Annotated in this window: 20 protein-coding genes; 5 read left to right on the top strand and 15 right to left on the bottom strand. The window is 54.7% G+C overall.

All coding sequences use genetic code 11. The annotated features are described in order from the left end of the window. Positions 1–23 precede the first annotated feature (23 nt). Positions 24–2,285, top strand: a complete 2,262-nt coding sequence (locus N2M06_RS04835) for an arginine/lysine/ornithine decarboxylase (RefSeq protein WP_346351784.1) — start codon at positions 24–26, stop codon at positions 2,283–2,285. A gap of 226 nt (positions 2,286–2,511) precedes the next feature. On the opposite strand, the gene flgL is transcribed toward N2M06_RS04835, so the two are convergent. The 13 genes from flgL to N2M06_RS04770 form a co-directional block, all read right to left on the bottom strand. Then, positions 2,512–3,768 carry a flagellar hook-associated protein FlgL gene (gene flgL / locus N2M06_RS04830; RefSeq protein ID WP_317073977.1) on the bottom strand — a complete coding sequence of 419 codons (1,257 nt, stop codon included), beginning with the start codon at positions 3,766–3,768 and terminating at the stop codon, positions 2,512–2,514. Between the two features lie 9 nt (positions 3,769–3,777). Beyond that, positions 3,778–5,718 carry a flagellar hook-associated protein FlgK gene (gene flgK / locus N2M06_RS04825; protein WP_346351783.1) on the bottom strand — a complete coding sequence of 647 codons (1,941 nt, stop codon included), beginning with the start codon at positions 5,716–5,718 and terminating at the stop codon, positions 3,778–3,780. Between the two features lie 9 nt (positions 5,719–5,727). Further along, positions 5,728–6,693 (bottom strand): flagellar assembly peptidoglycan hydrolase FlgJ, encoded by a 966-nt coding sequence (gene flgJ, locus N2M06_RS04820; protein ID WP_019933527.1) that lies wholly within the window; start codon positions 6,691–6,693, stop codon positions 5,728–5,730. A gap of 20 nt (positions 6,694–6,713) precedes the next feature. Continuing rightward, positions 6,714–7,808: a flagellar basal body P-ring protein FlgI gene (locus N2M06_RS04815; RefSeq protein ID WP_346351782.1), complete on the bottom strand. Its 1,095-nt coding sequence runs from the start codon at positions 7,806–7,808 to the stop codon at positions 6,714–6,716. 13 nt (positions 7,809–7,821) lie between these two features. Then, a complete protein-coding gene (flgH, locus tag N2M06_RS04810; protein ID WP_346351781.1) occupies positions 7,822–8,496 on the bottom strand; it encodes a flagellar basal body L-ring protein FlgH in 675 nt (224 codons plus the stop codon). Positions 8,497–8,509: 13 nt separating this feature from the next. Continuing rightward, entirely contained in the window at positions 8,510–9,298 is a 789-nt protein-coding gene (gene flgG, locus N2M06_RS04805; RefSeq protein WP_019933524.1) for a flagellar basal-body rod protein FlgG, read from the bottom strand. Positions 9,299–9,309: 11 nt separating this feature from the next. Further along, complete coding sequence (gene flgF, locus N2M06_RS04800) at positions 9,310–10,056, bottom strand: flagellar basal-body rod protein FlgF (protein ID WP_317073972.1); 747 nt, start codon at positions 10,054–10,056, stop codon at positions 9,310–9,312. A gap of 159 nt (positions 10,057–10,215) precedes the next feature. Next, on the bottom strand, positions 10,216–11,583 hold the full coding sequence (flgE, locus tag N2M06_RS04795; RefSeq protein ID WP_346351780.1) for a flagellar hook protein FlgE: 1,368 nt from the start codon (positions 11,581–11,583) through the stop codon (positions 10,216–10,218). Positions 11,584–11,592: 9 nt separating this feature from the next. Then, the gene (locus N2M06_RS04790) at positions 11,593–12,291 is read right to left on the bottom strand and encodes a flagellar hook assembly protein FlgD (RefSeq protein ID WP_317073970.1); all 699 of its coding nucleotides are present in this window, start codon (positions 12,289–12,291) and stop codon (positions 11,593–11,595) included. A gap of 6 nt (positions 12,292–12,297) precedes the next feature. Further along, the gene (gene flgC / locus N2M06_RS04785; protein WP_019933520.1) at positions 12,298–12,717 is read right to left on the bottom strand and encodes a flagellar basal body rod protein FlgC; all 420 of its coding nucleotides are present in this window, start codon (positions 12,715–12,717) and stop codon (positions 12,298–12,300) included. Then, positions 12,714–13,115 carry a flagellar basal body rod protein FlgB gene (gene flgB / locus N2M06_RS04780; protein ID WP_019933519.1) on the bottom strand — a complete coding sequence of 134 codons (402 nt, stop codon included), beginning with the start codon at positions 13,113–13,115 and terminating at the stop codon, positions 12,714–12,716. Before flgB ends, flgC begins: the two co-directional genes overlap by 4 nt. 130 nt (positions 13,116–13,245) lie before the next feature. Continuing rightward, a complete protein-coding gene (locus tag N2M06_RS04775; RefSeq protein WP_019933518.1) occupies positions 13,246–14,067 on the bottom strand; it encodes a protein-glutamate O-methyltransferase CheR in 822 nt (273 codons plus the stop codon). A 23-nt stretch (positions 14,068–14,090) separates the two neighbouring features. Beyond that, positions 14,091–15,002 (bottom strand): chemotaxis protein CheV, encoded by a 912-nt coding sequence (locus N2M06_RS04770; RefSeq protein WP_346351779.1) that lies wholly within the window; start codon positions 15,000–15,002, stop codon positions 14,091–14,093. Between the two features lie 169 nt (positions 15,003–15,171). On the opposite strand from N2M06_RS04770, the gene flgA reads away from it, so the two are divergent. The 3 genes from flgA (at position 15,172) to N2M06_RS04755 (ending at position 16,696) form a co-directional block, all read left to right on the top strand. Continuing rightward, complete coding sequence (flgA, locus tag N2M06_RS04765) at positions 15,172–15,894, top strand: flagellar basal body P-ring formation chaperone FlgA (protein WP_346351778.1); 723 nt, start codon at positions 15,172–15,174, stop codon at positions 15,892–15,894. A 68-nt stretch (positions 15,895–15,962) separates the two neighbouring features. Continuing rightward, positions 15,963–16,283, top strand: a complete 321-nt coding sequence (gene flgM / locus N2M06_RS04760; protein WP_346351777.1) for a flagellar biosynthesis anti-sigma factor FlgM — start codon at positions 15,963–15,965, stop codon at positions 16,281–16,283. Then, on the top strand, positions 16,283–16,696 hold the full coding sequence (locus N2M06_RS04755) for a flagellar protein FlgN (RefSeq protein WP_019933514.1): 414 nt from the start codon (positions 16,283–16,285) through the stop codon (positions 16,694–16,696). The genes flgM and N2M06_RS04755 overlap by 1 nt, the downstream gene beginning before the upstream one ends. Positions 16,697–16,853: 157 nt before the next feature. Here N2M06_RS04755 and N2M06_RS04750 read toward each other — a convergent pair whose 3' ends face one another. Next, positions 16,854–17,255 carry an LPP20 family lipoprotein gene (locus tag N2M06_RS04750; protein ID WP_019933513.1) on the bottom strand — a complete coding sequence of 134 codons (402 nt, stop codon included), beginning with the start codon at positions 17,253–17,255 and terminating at the stop codon, positions 16,854–16,856. Next, entirely contained in the window at positions 17,245–17,973 is a 729-nt protein-coding gene (locus N2M06_RS04745; protein ID WP_019933512.1) for a FlgO family outer membrane protein, read from the bottom strand. The genes N2M06_RS04750 and N2M06_RS04745 overlap by 11 nt, the downstream gene beginning before the upstream one ends. A 162-nt stretch (positions 17,974–18,135) precedes the next feature. Here N2M06_RS04745 and N2M06_RS04740 point away from each other — a divergent pair, with 162 nt between their 5' ends. Further along, entirely contained in the window at positions 18,136–19,272 is a 1,137-nt protein-coding gene (locus N2M06_RS04740; RefSeq protein WP_346351776.1) for a flagellar assembly protein T N-terminal domain-containing protein, read from the top strand. Positions 19,273–19,322 lie beyond the last annotated feature (50 nt).

Genomic DNA, 19,322 nt, shown 5'->3' with positions numbered 1-19,322 from the left:
CTCAAAGCAACAAGGGACTTTTAATGCGCTTTTACTTTCCCATCGTCATCATTGACGAAGATTTTCGCTCCGAAAACACCAGCGGCTCCGGCATTCGTGAGCTGGCTTCAGCCATTGAAAAAGCTGGCATGGACGTGGTGGGCTATACCAGCTACGGCGATCTGACCTCCTTTGCCCAGCAGCAGAGCCGGGCTGCGGGGTTTGTGCTGTCCATCGACGATGAAGAGCTGGCCGGCAGCCGGGAGGAAGCGCATTCGGTGCTGGAGCAGTTGCGCCGCTTTGTGGAGCAAATTCGCCACCGAAATCCGGATATTCCCATTTACCTTTACGGTGAAACCCGCACTGCCCGTCATATTCCCAATGCCATTCTGCGGGAGCTGCACGGCTTTATTCATATGCACGAAGACACTCCCGACTTTGTGGCCCGGCATATTATTCGTGAAGCCAAAAGCTACCTCGACTCACTGGCACCGCCGTTTTTCCGTGCCCTTACCCACTATGCTCAGGATGGCTCCTATTCCTGGCACTGCCCGGGGCATTCCGGCGGTGTGGCCTTTCTGAAATCGCCGGTGGGCCAGATGTTTCATCAGTTTTTTGGTGAAAACATGCTGCGTGCCGATGTATGCAACTCGGTGGACGAGCTGGGCCAGTTGCTGGATCATACCGGTCCAGTGGCAGCCTCCGAGCGTAACGCCGCCCGCATTTTTAATGCCGATCACCTGTTTTTCGTGACCAATGGCACCTCTACCTCCAACAAAATCGTATGGAACTCCACGGTGGCCCCGGGTGATATCGTGGTGGTAGACCGCAACTGTCACAAGTCAATTCTGCACGCCATTATGATGACAGGTGCCGTGCCGGTGTTTCTGATGCCCACCCGCAACCATTACGGCATTATCGGCCCCATTCCCCGCAGCGAATTCGAGCCTGCGCGCATTCGTGAAAAAATGGAAGCCAACCCCTTCTGCCGGGAAATCCTGGCCAAAAACCCCGATGCCAAGCCGCGGGTGCTGACCATTACCCAGTCCACCTACGACGGCATTCTGTATAACGTGGAGGAGATAAAGGATCTGCTCGACGGCGAAATAGAGACCCTGCACTTTGATGAAGCCTGGCTGCCTCACGCCGCTTTTCACGACTTTTACGGCGATTATCACGCCATTGGCGAAGGCCGGCCCCGCTGTGAAGATTCCATGGTGTTTGCCACTCAATCCACTCACAAGCTGCTGGCGGGCCTGTCTCAGGCGTCGCAAATTCTTATTCAGGACGGCGAAAAAACCCGGCTCGATCGCCACGTATTCAACGAAGCCTACCTGATGCACACCTCCACCAGCCCGCAGTACGCCATTATTGCGTCCTGTGATGTGGCTGCCGCCATGATGGAAGAGCCGGGCGGCACCGCGCTGGTGGAAGAGTCGTTATCGGAAGCGCTGGAGTTTCGCCGGGCCATGCGCAAGGTGGACGACGAATATGGCATCGACTGGTGGTTCAAGGTATGGGGGCCGGATGATCTGACCGACCATGGTCTGGATGAGCGGGACGCCTGGATGCTGCGCTCGGAAGACAGCTGGCACGGCTTTGGCGATATTGAGCCCGGCTTTAACCTGCTGGATCCCATCAAGGCCACCATCCTTACTCCCGGCCTTAACATGAAGGGCCAGTTTGCCGAGTCGGGCATTCCTGCCGTGGTGGTGACCAAATACCTGGCCGAGCACGGCATCGTCATCGAGAAAACCGGGCTTTACTCTTTCTTTATTATGTTCACCATCGGCATTACCAAGGGCCGCTGGAATACCATGGTCACCGAGCTGCAGCAATTCAAGGACGATTACGACAAGAACGTGCCGCTGTGGAAGATTTTGCCGCAATTTGTGCAGAGTCAGCCCAGCTATGAGCGGGTGGGCCTGCGCGACTTGTGCGATCAAATTCACGCTGTGTATAAAGAAAACGACGTGGCCCGGCTGACCACTGAGATGTATCTGTCGGATCTGGTGCCGGCGATGAAACCGGCAGAGGCTTTTGCCAAAATGGCCCACAAAGACATTGAACGGGTGCCCCTGGACGAGCTGGCCGGTCGCACCACAGCGGTAATGGTAGCCCCCTACCCCCCCGGCATTCCGCTGCTTATTCCCGGTGAAGTGTTTAACGACACCATTATCAGCTATCTGCGCTTTGCCCGTGAGTTTAACCAGCGTTTCCCGGGCTTTGAAACCTATATTCACGGTCTGGTGGCAGAACAGCACCAGGGCGAGACGCAGTATTTTGTGGATTGTGTGATCGAGTAAACCCCTTCGGGTGCTGTAAGCCATAAGCTATCAGCTGTAAGTATTGCAGGCCGCAATTAAACGCGGCCTACAAACACTGTCACTCCGGTACTGAATCAAGCTCAGCATGACTGACCCGGAGTCCATGGCATGGAGCACAGTCACCAGCTGAATGCATTGTTGCCTTCAGAATGGATGCCGGCTCAAAGGCCGGAATGACCACGTGTTTTACTAAAATTCACATTAATTAAATGTAATTAAACAGACTCATGCTCTGCACCTTGCCGAACATGGTTTGAGTGGCCTGCAGGGCCACCATGGTCTGGCTGAACTCGCCGGTGGCTTTGGCATAGTCGAGATCCTCCATGCCGCCGCGCAGCTTGTTCAGGGTCAGGCTCATGTCTTCATGAGTCACCTGCTGGTTTTCGATGCGCTGCATGCGGTTACCGGTATCGGCGCGCACTCGGGTAAAATGGCTGCCCATGGCATCCAGCTCTCCCAGAATCTCAATCATTTCACTCTGGCCCGAGGGATTATGGCCGTCGGTTTCCAGCCATTCCTTAGCCCGGTTCAGCACGTCAAACACATCGCGGGTGTCCTGACCGGTACCGTCCTGCACCTCAGATGACAGAGTAATTTTATCACCTGCCTTGGCTTCACCTTTTATGGTGATATTTAACCCCGGAGCTTTTATGGTATCTCCCGGAGTGTAAGGCTCGGGAGGATCTCCAGGCGCTGGAAAGTCGTTACCCAAACTGTCTTTGATTCTGAATGCAATTCCGCCTGGATTAGCGGGATCATCTTCAAATGTGATGGTGTATTTATCAGCGTCAGCAAAATTAGCCCTGTCTTGTGGGTTGATAGAAGCCTCTTCCACCCTCAGGTTATCGTCCCGCGAGTCACCTTGAAGGTCATAAGCCACGGTAAAGTCACCTGCCGGGTTTGGTACGCCGCCAAATACCAGTTCCCCGCTGTGGTTAATGCCCACCTTTACGTTATCACCCACCATCATGTCGCGCTGGCCGCCGTCTCCGGCATAGCTCACAGAGCCGTCGGGATTACGCACAAAAGGGGAGCTGTCGGTCTGAAAGCCACCAAAGATATACTGGCCGAATTCATCACGGGTATTGGCCAGATCCAGCATTTCATCGATGCGGCTTTGCAGCTCTTCTTTATAGGCGTCCCGTTCCTGCTGAGTAATGGCCGGGTTGTTGGCCCCCAGCATAATTTCCTTTACCTGCTGAGTGGTGGTTTCGGCAGAGCTTAAGGCCCATTCTTCCCGTCGCAGCCGGTTTTCTGCCAGATTGATGTTGTTCTGGTATTGCTCCAGCTTGCGCAGCTCCTGCTTGTAGTTAAGGATGCCGTTGGCCGCCACCGGGTCTTCGCTGGCATGTTCTACCCGCTTGCCGGAAGACATTTTGCCCAGCTGATCGTTGGCCTGAGACGTTCTGGCACTGATGTTATTCAGGTTACGCTGAATAAACTGAAAACTGGCAACACGCATTATGACTCCTTAGCGGATCTGCAACAGGGTATTCATGGTTTCACTGGCGGTGGACACCACCCGGGCTGCCGCCATATAAGACTGCTGAAAACGCAGCAGATTGGCGGCTTCTTCGTCCAGGTTCACTCCGGAAGTGGACAACATGCGATCGTAAGACTGCTGATAGGCCGCCCCTGCCGCCTCGGCTTTAACGCCCTGATTTCGGGTCAGGCTGCCAATGCCCACGGCAGTCTGGTTCAGACTATCGGTCACGGTAGACTTGCCGTTATTGAGCCATTTTTTGTTCTGCAGTTCGGCAAAGGCCAGGGCGTTTTCGTTATTACCCGAGCCACCGGCCTGACGGATTTCAAATTGATCAAACTCTGCCGGCGTGCCACTTACCTTGATGGTCACACCTTCTACTGTGATTTCAGGATTGTTTGGATCAAACGCCGCTGTCACGCTTTGGCTAGCTCCCAATGAATCCACATAATCAACCGTATAATTACCGCTGCCATCAAAACTTACCGTCCAGGGGCTGTCTTTTTGTGGCAAATGGGCCTGATTATCAGCACTCAGTTCTAGTTTTGCGGTTCCCGTATTATCTCCATTCGGACTGACGACGACAGAGCCGGAAGCAGCAATTTGATCACCGGTATTCAGCTGCAGCTCCAGATCAATAGCCCCCTGCCGGGTAGGCTGGATCAGCATTTCATCGCCCGGAGCCAGGGAGTTGGCCGGATTTTCATTGAGGGTAAGCTGAAAGCCAAGCTGTTCAAGGCCCGTATTCAAATCGGTTATGTCTGCGTAACTTTCTTTTTTGCCGGTGGTAATATCGGTCAGTTCATAGCCACCCGTCGACGTGTATTTAAGACTGTATTCCCCGCCGGTCAGCTTGCCGGTATCGGTAATCTCCACCTCGCCGGTCACATTGGGGTTGTTACCCACAAAACGCTTGGCCATGGCTTCCGGGTCATTGATGTCGTTAAACATGTTTTTGCCGGGCTCACCGTTCAGATCCACGCCCTGTGTCTGAATTTTATTAAAGGCATCGGCGATGGCGATGGCGGTTTTACCCATGTCGCTGAGGTTGGGCCCCAGTACCTGATCCCGATAATGAAACAGCGCCCCCATTTCGCCGCCCAGGGCCTGACTGCCCTTGATGCGAGTAGCCTGACCATTGCTGTTGGGGGGCACCAGATACAGCTCGGTTTGCTGATGATCCGGTGAGCCGGGACGCGCTTCCATTTGATAGGCCTGATTACCGGAGACCAGCGGCTCCCGGCCGTTCAGCATGACGGAGATCATGCCGTTGCTGTCTTTCAGGGTGGTGATCTGCACCTGCTGGCCCAGATCCTGAATTAGCCGATCACGCTGATCCAGCAAATCATTGGGGGTACCATTCTGACCAGCGTTCATAATCTGCTGGTTCAGCTCGGCAATGCCGGCGGTGAGCGAACTGATATGATCGGCACGAGATTCGATATCCCGGTTTTTGATCATTTTTTCCTGCTCCAGTGAGCTGTAAAACTCGTTGAAGTGATCCACTATGTCCTGAGCGTTGGCCAGCATCAGCTCACGGTTGCCCAGGTTGCCCGGGTTATCGGCTACCGCGTTAATGGCGCCGTAGAGATCATCCAGACTGCTGGCCAGACCGGCGTTCACACTGGTCATGGTTTTGTCGAGATAGGTAAGGTGATTATACAGGGCTTCGGCACCGGCTTTTTCGGTATTGTTGACCAGCACATCACGAAAGGCATATTCCTGATACATGCGGGTTACGTCGGTTACCCGGGTGCCGGTACCGTAAAAGTTGCCACCGGAAAACATGTGCATTGTGGTGGCCTGTTCGGCCCGCTGCCGGTTGTAGCCTTCGGTGTTGACGTTGGCAATGTTATGACCGGTAGTGGCCAGCTGGGCCTGTGCCGCCAGCAGGCCGCTTACTCCGGTTTGATACATATCAACAGCCATGATGTGTCCTTATGCTTGTGATGCCAGCCGGTTCACGGTGTCGAGCACCGCACTCAGCTTGCTGGCATAGTTAGGATCGGTCGCATAGCCCGCCTGCTGCAGGGCCTTGAAATATTGCCGCGGTGAGCCGGTTTGCTCCAGTGCCTGGCCGTAGCGGGGGTTGTCATTCAGAAACTGCACATAATCGTTAAAGCTGTCATTGAATGAGGCATAGGATCTGAACGGTGCCTGTACCTTAACGGCCACGCCCTGCTCATATTCCAGCGTGCTGACCCAGGTTTTTTGCTCTTTCCAGCTTTTATCGGCCTTGATGCCAAAAAGATTATGGCTGGACTCGCCATTTTTTCTGCCGATGATCTTTTTGCCCCAGCCGGTTTCCAGCGCCGCCTGCGCCAGCATGGCTTTGGGATCCAGCCCCAGCCGCTCACCGGCGGCAGTGGCGGCGGGTAACAAGCGACGCACAAACTCTTCCGGTGAGTCAAATTTTTGACCTGCCGTCAGGGTAACGGCATCCTCGGGAGCATTTTTTGCCGCTTTCAGCGGCGGTCTGGCGTTGTCTGTCTGCTCAGCGTCCGGCGGCCGCACTACCTTGCCATTAATACGGCGAACATTATCCAGGCTGAAGTGGCGGGCTTCGGTGGCCGCACTGGCGTCTTCACCGCCCCCCAGCTGGCGCACTATCAGATCGGCCAGCCCCAGACTGCCCTGCCGGCTGAGCTCACTGCTCATCTGCTGATCGTGCATATCCTGATAAAACTGGGTATAGCGGCTGTTCATGGGGCTGTCTGATTCAAATACCTTGTTAGCATCGCGCATCGACTTGAACAACTGCTGGGTAAACAGGCTTTCAAACTGGCGGGCAGCTTCATCCAGCGCCTTGCCTCTGTCCTGCTCAAAGCCCTGCTGACGCAGCCGGTCCAGGCCCTGAATGTCGTTGGCCAGCAGACTATTTTGCACTGTATCGAGGTTTTTCATGCGGCCTCCGGTTAATGCCGTCAGATAATCACCAGTTCACCCTGAATGGCCCCGGCCTGCCGCAGAGCTTCGAGAATGGCCACCAGATCGCCCGGGGCCACGCCCACCTGATTCACTGCCTGCACCAGATCGTCCAGGGTGGTGCCGGTGTCCAGCTTGAACATGCGGCCGTCCTGCTGCTCCACGTTAATGCCGGTGTTAGGCACCACTACCGTATTACCGCCAGCCAGCGCATTGGGCTGGGATACCTGCGGGTTTTCGTTGATGGTAATGATCAGGCCGCCGTGCGTAATGGCTGCCGGTTTCAGCTGCACCTGCTGACCAATCACCACAGTGCCGGTACGGGAGTTCACAATAATTTTGGCGGCTTCATCGGCCACATCCACCGTCAGGTTTTCCAGCGTTGACAAAAAGCTGACGCGCTGACCGGGGTCGCGAGGCGCATAAACAGTCACGGAAGTGGCATCCAGCGCCTGAGCCGTGGCTGGGCCCACCAGATCGTTGATCACCTGTGCCATGCGTTTGGCGGTGGTAAAGTCGGATCTGTGCAGATTAAAGGTGATGGTGTCACCACGGGCAAAGGAGCTGGGCACTTCCCGCTCCACCATGCCACCGGCGGGAATGCGGCCTACCGTGGGCGTGTTGATCATAATGGAAGAGCCGTCGGCTCCTTCGGCCCCCAGGCCGCCCACCACCAGACTGCCCTGAGCCAGGGCATATACCCGGCCGTCCACCCCTTTCAGAAAGGTTTGCAACAGGCTGCCGCCGCGCAGGCTTTTGGCTTCACCAATGGCCGAGACGGTGACATCTATGGTTTGCCCGGGCTTAGCAAAAGGTGGCAGCTCCGCATGCACCGCCACTGGTGCCACATCATTCATTTTAGGCCGCATATTATCCGGCACGGTAATGCCGAAGTTGGTGAGCATGGTGCGAAAGGTTTGCTGGGCAAAGGCGTTGTTGCGCTCGCCGGTGCCGGGCAGACCCACCACCAGACCATAGCCCACCAGCTGGTTGGCCCGTACGCCGGCCACCGAGCTGATATCCTTGATACGGGCAGCCTGTGCCGGTAATGCCAGCAGTGTCATGCCCAGTAAAATTGCGGTAAGCCCTTTCATGCATTAAGCCTCATTAAAACGGAAACCAGGGGCTGTTAAAGAATTTGGCCAGCCAGCCGCGGTTCTGGGTGTTGGCAAAGTCGCCGGTACCGCCATAATAAATGCGGGCATTGGCCACGCGGGTGGATTCCACTCTGTTGTCGGAGCTGATGTCCTGCGGCCGTATCATGCCGCTGATGCGCACATATTCTTCACCGGTATTGAGCATCAGCCATTTTTCACCCTGCACCATCAGGTTACCGTTGGGCAGTACCTGCGCCACGCTCACGGTAATGCTGCCCTGCAGACTGTTGCTCTGGTTAGTATTGGCCTGACCATCGAATTCGTTATTGCTCGACATGCTGGCCGTCACCGGATAGCCGCCAATATTAATCGGCTGGCCACCAATGTTGAGCGGATTGATATTAAGACCACTGTCTTTGGCCTGCTGAGTCGTGGCCCGCTTCTGGGCACGGGTCGACTCGGACAGATCGACGGTAATAATGTCCCCTACCCGATGGGCTTTTATATCGGAATAGAGGCTGTTGGCGTAGTTGTCCTGAAAAATGGCACCGTTGGGCTCCAACTGCTCATGGCCAGGCCCGGGCATCACCGGCGCGTAGGCCGGATCGTCAGGCTTGGGAGTATAGGGCGTGGAGGTGCAGGCGCTCAGCAGCAGACCGGCAGTCACGATCAGAACAAGCTTCATTACCCACCTCGCATTACAGTTGCTGGTTCACATAGGCCAGCATGTCGTCCACGGCAGAAATAACCTTGGAGTTCATTTCATACACCCGCTGAGCCTGGATCAGGTTGACCAGCTCTTCGGTCACGTTCACGTTGGAGGTTTCCAGCATGCCCTGCTTAAGGGTGCCAAATCCGTCAGCCCCGGCAATGCCCTGCAGCGGCGCACCGCTGGACTGGGTTTCCAGATAGAGGTTTTCCCCCTTGGGCTGCAGACCGGCGGGGTTGGCAAAATCGGTGACAATAATCTGACCGATGACTTGTCCCTCGGCCTGACCCGCCAGCTGTACCGAGACTTCTCCGTTGGTGCCCACGCTGATGCTCTGGGCATTTTCCGGGATCTGCATTTCCGGCAGCAGCGGATAGCCATTGCCGGGCGTGACGATAATGCCTTCATCGTTCAGGGCAAACTGACCGTTGCGGGTGTATCCTGTGGTGCCGTCGGGCAGCAGCACTTCAAAAAAGCCACGGCCGTCGATCATCACATCCAGGGCATTGTCTGTGGTCTGAACGCTCCCTTGAGTAAAGGTTTTTTGCGTAGCGACCACCTTGCTGCCCGCCCCTACCATCAGGCCCGAAGGCAGGTTGCTGTCGGCGGTGGCGCGGCCCCCGGGCTGATGCACATTCTGATAGAGCAGATCTTCAAAGATGGCCCGGCCCTTTTTAAACCCAACGGTACTGGCGTTGGCCAGGTTGTTGGAGGTCACCGAGATATTGGTCTGCTGGGCATCAAGCCCGGTTTTGCTAATCCACAAGGCGGGGTTCATTCTGCTCTCCTTTAACCAATACGCAACAGCTGGGCGTGGGCTTTGTCGTTCTCTTCGGCGTGACTCATCATTTTAAGCTGAGTCTCAAAGCGCCGTTGCAAATCGATCATATGGGTCATTTCGGCAATAGGGTTGACGTTACTGCCTTCCAGCGCGCCGGCAATCAGCTGCACCTGGGCTGAGGCAGGCTCGGCTTCACCGTCTTTGCGGCGAAACAGGCCGTCATTGCCTTTTTCTATTTCATCATTGGCGGGCAGCACGGTTTTTATGCGCTGCAGCTCGGCACCGCCGTTGGGGGCTTCACCTTCCAGCCGCGCAAAGATGGTACCGTCTTTATTGATTTCCATTTTTTCCAGCGGCAACGGCAATACGATGGGATTGCCGCCATCATCCAGCACATTGAGGCCGGTGCTGGTTTGCAACAGGCCTTCTACCGAGACCTGCAGGTTACCAAAGCGAGTGTAGGCTTCGGTGCCGTCTGCGGCTTCTACCGCCAGCCAACCGTCACCGGCCACGGCCACGTCAAGATCCCGCCCCGTGGTTTGAATGGGGCCGGCGGCAAAGTTTTGCCCCGGGCTTTCCGTCATGGCAAATACCCGGCTAGGCAGCCCCTCGCCAAAGGCCTGCATGGCCCGGGCCTGCTCCAGATCGGCACGAAAGCCGGTGGTATTGGCGTTGGCCAGGTTATTGGCGCGCAAAGAGACACTGTGCATATTCTCTTTGGCACCCGACATGGCGATATACAGCAGGTGATCCATTTCAGCTCCGTGGTTGGCCGACTGAGTAATGTATAAAATACATGCAAAAAAAATGCCACTATAGCTAGAAGTAAGAAGCTATCAGCTTGAAGTAAAAACATAAAAAACCCGGGTTTTCGATCCCGGGCTTTTCTTCCAGCTTCCGGCTTTCAGCTTGAATTAACGGATTTGCAGTATGGTCTGCTGCAGTGTGCTGTTCACTTCCAGTGCACGGGAGTTGGCCTGGAAGTTGCGCTGAGCGGTAATCAAATCCACCAGCTCTGTGGTCAGGTTGGTGTTGGACTGCTCCAGTGAGGCCACGCTCACCTTGCCGAAAATACCGGTATTGGGCTGACCAGTCACCGCTTCACCGGACAACAGGGATTCCCGCCACTGAGTATCACCAATCTGGGTCAGCCCCTGATCATTCGGGAAGCGCGCCATAGCTACAATACCCAGATTCTCGGTGCTGCCGTTGCTGTAGGTGGCCTGCACAAGACCATCTGGGCCTACGTCCACCTTGGTCAGCCGGCCTACGGTATTGCCGTCCTGACTGTTGGAAGTTACTTCAAAAGCACCAGCGTTCATGCTGGCATCGGGGATTTTTATCTTGATTGTTTGAGTAGGATCTGACCCATTACCAAAATCCTGTGGTTGTGTTAAGAGTTCATTTGAATCAAGCGTACTGGGCGGTACTGCTGCCGTCACTTCCAGATTACCCGAACTATCAAAGGTAAGTGGATGAGAAGTTATTTGATTCGCTGGGTTTGATGGATCTGTAGGCCCGACTGGGTTATCAGTTGCAGGAGGAGCAGCTTCTGTCCCTAACGCATTCTTACCATCCACATATACAAACATTTTCCATTCGTTATCCGTAATGGGATTAGGTAACGCATCAGGATTTGGACCCACCTTCACGAAGTACTGAGTCAAGGTATGAGTATCACCCAATGAGTCATACACTGTCATTGAAGTAGATGAGGTATAAGTATCTGAATCCGCAGGGTTAAACTGCTGAACGTTTAACGCCGGTGCTTTAGTCGGCAAGTTAAGACTTGTTTTTACTTCACCGGTCATTTTGGGCTCACCCGCCTTGTCCGGAATTTTCAGCGCCTGGGTCGAGTTCAGGCCCAGACCTGCGGGGGTGCCGTCAGCATTGGCCTTGTAGGTTTGCAGAAAGTTACCCTGTGAGTTGGTGACATAACCTTCGTCGTTCAGGCGAAAGGCCCCGGCACGGGTAAAGGTGCGGTCCAGTGAACCAATTTCATTGGACATCACAAAAAAGCCACTGCCGTTGATGGCCATATCCAGCGAGTTGTTGGTGAACTGCAGCGCACCCTGATGAAACTGCTGTGACACGGCAGCGGTTTGCACGCCGCTACCCGTTTGTGTTTTGGCATTAGCGAAAATGGAGTTGGCATACACATCGGCAAACTCGGCCCGGGACTCTTTAAAGCCAATGGTATTGACGTTGGCAATGTTATTGGCGGTCACGTCCAGATCTTTCTGGGCCGCATTAACGCCGCTGAGTGCAATATTAAAAGACATAAGTACTCCTTACGCCGCCTTGCGGCTGGCTATTTCCAGAATTTGATTAAGCGGCAGGCCGCCCAGGCCCGCCAGGTTGACCAGAGTGGGGCTGTCGGCACTGCCCAGGGTCACGCTGTCCACTTTGCCAAAAGCCAGCGCATTCAGCTCCTCACGCTGGCCGTCGATCAGGCCGCTGACCTTGATGTTGTATTTGCCGGTAGCCGCCGGCTCGCCGGCGTCATTCATGCCGTCCCAGCTGAAGTTGACGTTGCCGCGCTGATCGCCTTCCAGCGGTATGGTGCGCACCAGCTCGCCCTTTTCATTCTCGATGCGAATCAGCACATTGGAGGCTCCTGAACCCGCTACCACAACGCCGTCTACCGGTTCATTATTGTCCCAGTAGGTCATGGAGCTGGGCACCAGCACCTTCTGCCCCACCAGGCTGGAGGCCTGCAGTGCCTGGCTGGAGGTCATGACCTCACTCAGCCCGGAAAGCTGCTGACTCATGTTATTAATGCCGTCAGCCGTGGTGAAAGACGTCATTTGTGAGATCATCTGGGAGTTATCCGCCGGCTTGAACGGATCCTGATAAGCCAGCTGCTGGGTCAGCAGAGCAAAAAAGTCTTCCTGCTCCAGCTGGGCACGGCTGTTATCAGCCGCTTTATCCGCCGGACTTTGCTCACCGGGCCACTTAAGGCCGTTAAGATAGTCTTGATTAACCTGCATGAATGATTACCCCTTGCCCAGCCGCAGAGTCTGCTGCAGCATCTGCTTGGCGGCGTCTGCCACCTGCACATTGGTCTGGTAGTTGCGTGAGGCGCTGAGCATATCGGTCATTTCTTCCACCACGTTCACATTGGGCTTGAAAATGAAACCTTCGGCATCAGCCATGGGATGATCCGGGTTGAATTCTTTTTGCAGGGGTTTGTCGGTTTCGACGATGCCCATGATTTTGACGCCGACGCTTTCCTGACGGTCCGACAGGGCCTGGTCGAGATCAGCGGCAAACACCGGCTTGCGGGCACGGTAGGTTTCATCAATGCTGGAGCTGACACTGTCGGCGTTGGCCAGATTACTGGCGGTGGTATTAAGACGAACCGACTGAGCGCTCATGGCGCTGCCGGAAATATCAAAGACTTTAAAAAGGCTCACATCGAGTCTCCTTTTATGGCTTTCAGCAGGCCGGATATCTTGCTGTTAAGAAACTCCAGCGAGGCCTGATATTGCAGGGCATTTTCCATATAACTGGTACGCTCGGTTTGTACATCCACCGTATTGCCGTCGCCGGTATCGGGCTGATTGGGCACCCGGTATTGCACTGTGCCCGGCGGTGCCAGATCCACGGCAAAGTGACGGTTATTGGTGCGGCTGAGGGAGAAATTCTGAGAACCCTGTGCCTTGCTCAGTGCCGCCTGAAAGTCCATGTCTTTCGCCTTATAACCGGGCGTGTCAGCATTGGCCAGGTTGCTGGCCAGCAGCTCGGCTCTGTCGGAGCGGGCCACCAGTGCATGCTGATGCACGCCAAATGCCTTGTCGAAAGAAATCGTCACCGCCACCCTCCTGCGTCATAGTGACCGGAATCTGAAGTACTCACACAGGAAAAAGTAAAGCAAGAGTCGTGCCATAAATAAAAAGCACCTTCAGTTAACACTGAGGTGCTTTAAGGACGGCAAGGTGAAATTATTTAAGGCGATAGATAATGCCGGGGCTGCAGCGGATCATTTCAAACTTGTCGGAAAGACCGGTAAGTGACTCAGACGCACCCAGCAGCAGATAGCCCCCCGGATTAAGAGAGCCGGCAAACTGGTTAAGGATCTTGGATTTATTCTCGGGAGAGAAGTAAATCAGTACGTTACGGCAAAATATAATGTCGAACTTGCCCAGCGAACTGTAGCTGTCGAGCAGGTTGTAGGGCCGAAAGCTGACCATATTGCGAATGGCAGGCTGCAGCTGCATACGGCCATTATCAAGCGCGGTAAAGAACCGGCTGCGTCGCTCCGGAGACAGGCCCCTGGCCAGAGACAGGCTGTCATAAATGCCCAGTTTGCACTGTTCCAGCATGGTGGCTGAAATATCAGTGGCAATAATTTGCAGCCCCGGCAAGGCACCCGGCCGCCGGCTCATGTACTCCTGTGCCGTCATGGCAATGGAATAAGGCTCCTGCCCCGATGAGCAGGCCGCAGACCAGACACGCAGTGATTTACCGGGTTTCGCCAACTCCGGAAATAAACGGTCACTCAGCTGAGTAAAGGGGTAGCTGTCACGGAACCAAAGTGTTTCGTTGGTGGTCATGGCATCGACCACGGCCGTTTTCAGTTCACGCTCCCGAGGCTGCATGGAGCGCTCTATCAGCACTCCCATGGATTCAATACCAAAACGAGACATCAGCGGTGAAAGCCGGCTTTTAACAAGATATTGCTTGCTGGCTCCAAGGACGATACCGGTGTTGCTTTCAAGAAACCGGCAAAACGCCAAATACTGCTCGTCGGTGAAATTTTTCATCCGTGCTATTACACCTTCAAAAATTAGAGTGCATCATTGACTGCACTGGCCAGCTCATCAGGCTGAAACTTGGCGATAAAATTATCGGCTCCGACCTTTTCAACCAGCGCCTTGTTGAATACGCCACTGAGTGAGGTATGCAGAATAACATGCAGATCCTTAAGAGCAGTATTACTTCGAATCTCGGCGGTAAGCGTGTAGCCATCCATTTCTGGCATTTCCACATCGGAAATCACCAATGATAACTGCTCATGAATCGGACCGTTGGCAGCCAGTTCTTTGAGCTTGTTCAGCGCCTGCCGGCCATTTTCCGTCACAATACACTTAAGCCCCAGAGATTCAACCGCCTTTACTACCTGACGGCGGGCCACAGAAGAATCATCTGCAATAAGAACAGGCTTGTGCTCGACAGCATTTTCTTTTGAGCGTTCAATAATCGCTGCGTCAACATCTGTGCTGGCAGGAGAAATTTCATCAAGAATTTTTTCCACATCGAGAATTTCCACCAGCTCACCGTCTATTTCGGTGACGGCCGTCATGTAGTTGAAGCGACCGGCCCCTTTGGGTGGTGGCAAGATCGACTCCCAGTTGACGTTGATGATGCGCTCTACCGAGCTGACAAGAAACCCCTGCACCGAACGGTTGTACTCGGAGATAATGACAAAGCTGTCTTCGGTTTGCTCTATCGGCCGGCCCCCCATGGCCTTGCTCAGGTCAATAATGGAAATGGTCTGGCCACGAACATTGGATACACCCCGAATAACCGGATGACGCTGAGGCAAGCCACTGAGCCGTGGGCATTGCAACACTTCCTTGACCTTAAATACGTTGATGCCAAATCGTTGGCGACCGTTAAGCCTGAACAATAATAGTTCCAGCCGGTTTTGCCCCACCAGTTGTGTTCTCTGGTTTACCGAGTCGAGTACACCCGCCATTATTCAGCCTCCGGAATGAGATTTAGCTGTCTGCCCGCCAGTTCAATGGCATGCTTTATGCAGCAAAATACGATGGTTCTAGCTTAACACCGGCCATGTGCCAGTGCCACTTCATAGCGGCAAAGATGGGACCAGTCATGATTTATGTACTATCGGCAACGGAGTAACGATGCTTAACGGTTTTTTGCCTAACTACCACAACAAGCCATGCATACATGTTTTTTTAAGCCTTGTATTCACGTTATTACCGGCCCTGGTAACGGCTCAGACCAGCATACACGACAGTATCCGTCATTACGCAGAAAACTATGTGAGCGATTTTGTCCAGGCAGGCCCTGATGACAAGGTAATCATTGAGGCTTCAAGCATAGATACCCGGCTGCAGCTGAGTGAATGCCCCGGCATGCTTACCGCAGAGATCCGCGGCAGTGGTGAAGTGCGGCGTAATACTCATGTGTTTGTACAGTGCCATGAGCAACCCGGCTGGCAACTGTTTGTGCCGGTGCGGGTAAAAGTACTTAAACCCGTGGTGACGGCTGCTGATCCTATCTCTCGTAATACTCTGCTGCAGCCGGCTCAGCTGCAGATAAGCTACCAGGATGAAGTGCTGGTAAGAGGGGACGTATTTGATAATATTCAGGCTCTGGTGGGCACCCGCAGCAAGCGGGATCTGCGCCCGGGCAGGCCGATTCTGGCCAGCCAGCTGTGTGTGGTATGCAAAGGAGACAAAGTTACCATAGTGGCAGAAAACGGCGGCCTGTCTATCCGGACTCAGGGCGTGGCCGATGAAAACGGCACCTTTAATGAGACCATTCGCGTACGCAACAGCCGTTCGGGCCGCCAGATACAAGGGCGCATCAGCGAGGCCGGAGTAGTAAAGGTGGGTCTGTAAATTCTGCTAAAGTTGCACAAGGGCCAGCCGATAACCGGTGTGACAGCAGCAAATCAGGACACAAGACCATGGCCATAGACAAGCTTCCTCCCGGATTTCATAACGGTCCGGTCAGCGGAAACAAATATCCGCAGAAAAGTGCATCCGCTACTACCGGCAACAGTGGCGAACCCAAAGCCGTTGCCGGGCGAGATGAAGTCACGCTCACGGCAGAGGCCAGACAACTTAACCGCATGCAGCAAAGTCTGTCTGCCGGGGACGGCACCGATAACAGCGCCCGCCTTGACGCCATTAAAAAAGCAGTCAATGAAGGCAGCTATCAGGTGAATACCGAGCGTCTTGCCGGTAATATTATCAGCCTTGAAAACGACATAGAGTCTCTGTATTAATGAGCCTTGATACGCTGCTGACCCAACAACATTCTCAACTTGAGCGCCTGCTGGCGATCACTGAGCAGGAGCTTGAGCTGATCGTTCAGCGCAAGGCGCTGGAACTCCCTCCTCTTACCGAGCAGAAACAGCAACTGCTGGCCGATATTCAGGCCACCGATGCCAGCCTGTGCAACCACCCCGATGTAGCTCTGCTGGGCACTGAGTTTAAACCCAGGGTTGATGCATTGCGTGCATTAATGACCACTTGTCAGGAGCGCAACGACGTTGCCGGACAGGTGCTGGAGCAGTCCCTTGCCGGCACTCGCCAGCTGGCCAATATTCTCAGCCGGCTGCACGAGCGCCAGAGCATGACCTATGATCAAAAAGGTCACACCAAGGGCATTAATAAAGGCTCCGGCTTCAAAGTTTAAACTGCAGAGCGAAGCATCAGTGCGGTTGCACTCCACCGACACGCTTCAAGTACCTCCATGTATCGCTCGAAAATGCCGTCCATGGCATTTTATGGTCGGCTACGGCAATCCCCACTGCTGCTTTGGGCTTGCGGCAGAGTTGTCTGTTTAGTGTCTGTCAGCGCCCGCCCCGGCGCAGTTTTTCATACAACGCCAGATCCAGCTCCAGCTCGGTCACGTACATATCACCGTCGGGATAGCTGTTTACCACTCTGGCACCGCGCACCACGCCCCGGCTGGCACTGTTTACCGGTCCGTCCTGTAATACGTTACTGTTCATTTCACTGGAGCTGGAGATCATCACACCGCTCAGCTGCTCACTCAGTTCACGGTAGGCATCCAGCCGCGACGCCCGCATGGCATGCAGCAGTTTCTGCTGATAATCCGCCGGCCGCTGTAAACTGATAGGGGCATAACCCACGGCATAAATATGGTTTCTGGCCGGTGTGGCACCACTGCCCTGCCCCACACAACCGCCAAGAAACACCAGGGTCAACAGGGTTATCAGCTTATTTCGCATAACGTCTCCGTATATGGTCAGGCACCTGCGGGCCGCGGGTGTCGAGCATGGCGGCCACCAGATAGCTCGGAATAAACTGCTGTGCACTGGCTACTACCGAATGGTCCGCCATGGTGATCAGCCGGGCATTCACCAGCCTGCCTCCCTGCGTCTCGCTGATGGTGCCATGCAGCAGATACTGGGCACCAATTTTACCACTGAGTTGCCGATAATCCCGGCTGGTGCTGATATCACCTTCAGGAGTAATGCGAATAAACGGCAGAGCCTTAAAATCGACAACCTTAAGGCCGTATTGATTAAGCTGAAACATCATGGTTTCTGACAGCAGACGACCAAACTCGTCCTGAGTGGTGTAATCCTCCTGACTGACAAAACCGCTCACTGCAATGCCTGCCTGCCGGTTCATCTGGTGAGCCGATGATACCAGCCGGTAGGCCAGTGCTGACATATGCTGCTGCAGCTGGGTTTGCCCGCCCACCAGTGAAGGACCGGCTTCCGGCAAATATACACTGCGGGCACCGGCGCTCATGCGCATGGGAATACCGTCCTGGGTATGCCGCGGAGCGCGGGCCGGTGCCGGCGTGGAGCCCAGGGGTTGATGGCTGACATAATGGGCCGCATGATCATGAGGCAGGTAATGATGCCGGCTGTCAAACCTGGGCTCACCGCTACAGGCCGATAACCCCAGCACAGTGACCAGAATAAGGGCTCTTGTCATTAACAGGCTCCGTGGTTTAAAAACTGAGTTCAGGAAACTAATCGAGTATCGGCCAAAAACAGCATAACTTTACCCGGCAAGAATATTGCATAAACCTTGCCATCTTCTTGCTGAGTGTTCGATGTTTAATTGACGCTCTTTACTTTTACACAGGATACCGCCGTGCTCAAAAATGTCTTTGCCTCATTGTTGCTGCTGTCTCCCTTTTTTACTCATGCCGACTGGTATCAGGCCGAGGGCTCGGCACCGCTCAGTCTGGGCACAGAGACAGCGCGTCAGCAGGCACTGGAACAGGCCCTGAGCGATGCCCTGCTACAGTCCGGCGCTTCCCTGAATACCATGCAGTCTGCCACCAATGGTACCTACGGCGGTCAGCAGCTGGATATTTCTGCTCAGGGCGAACTGATGGATTACCTGATTATTGACGAGCGCAAAAAACAGGGCAGGCTGTGGCTGACAGTACGGGCCGATATCTGGCCCGGTGAACGCCGGCAGGAACAATGCGCCGGCCGCTATCGTCCCGGCCTGGCACTGACCGCCATTACCCTGCGTCATCCCGAGCAGGGCAGCACGGGTCAAATTTATGAACTGGGTGCGGCCATCAGCAGCCGGTTATCGTCGATGCTGACACCCGCCGTCAATATTACGTCATCTACCGGTCAGCCACTGGACACGGACACCGCCCTGCCCAGAGACGCCGGGCTGCGTAAAGGCAGTGATGTGCTGACATCACGCCGGCAAGCCAGACTGCTGCTGAGCGGCAGCATTGAGGACATCAGTATTGAAGACGGCCACTGGACCAAGTGGACCTTTTCCGACATTCCCCGGGAGTTTCGCATGCGCATTGTGCTGGAAGACAGCCTCACTGGTGATGTGCTGCTGCAACGGGATTATCAGACCCGCTCCAGCTGGGATTATAAAAAGCACGACAAGGTAAATGTGCATCAGCAAAGTTTCTGGCATTCCGCCTATGGCCAGGCTGTTGAGCAACTGCTGCAGAATGTCAGCCAGGACCTGATCAAAGCCCAGGCCTGTATCAAGGCAGTGGGCAATATAGTGCAGCAGTCAGACGACGGCATTTTAATGGATCTGGGCCGGCGCGAGGGCATTCAGACCGGAGACAAGTTTACCCTGTTGCACAGACGCCAGCTTACGCCCGGGTATTACAGCGAAAGCACGTCAGGAGCTACTTTTGTGGTGCAGCAAAGCCACGCCGACTACAGCATTCTGATGCCTGCCGGCCAGGAAGCCAACATCACCCCGGCTACTCCCGGAGACCGACTGGTGCAGCTGTGGTAAGCCTGCTTATATAACCGGCAAACGGGCGGCAATATATTGCGCTGCAAAGG

It is taken from the genome of Oceanimonas sp. AH20CE76, assembly GCF_039654065.1.
GTDB lineage: Bacteria > Pseudomonadota > Gammaproteobacteria > Enterobacterales > Aeromonadaceae > Oceanimonas > Oceanimonas smirnovii.
This window is presented reverse-complemented; position numbering and strand designations above follow the sequence as displayed.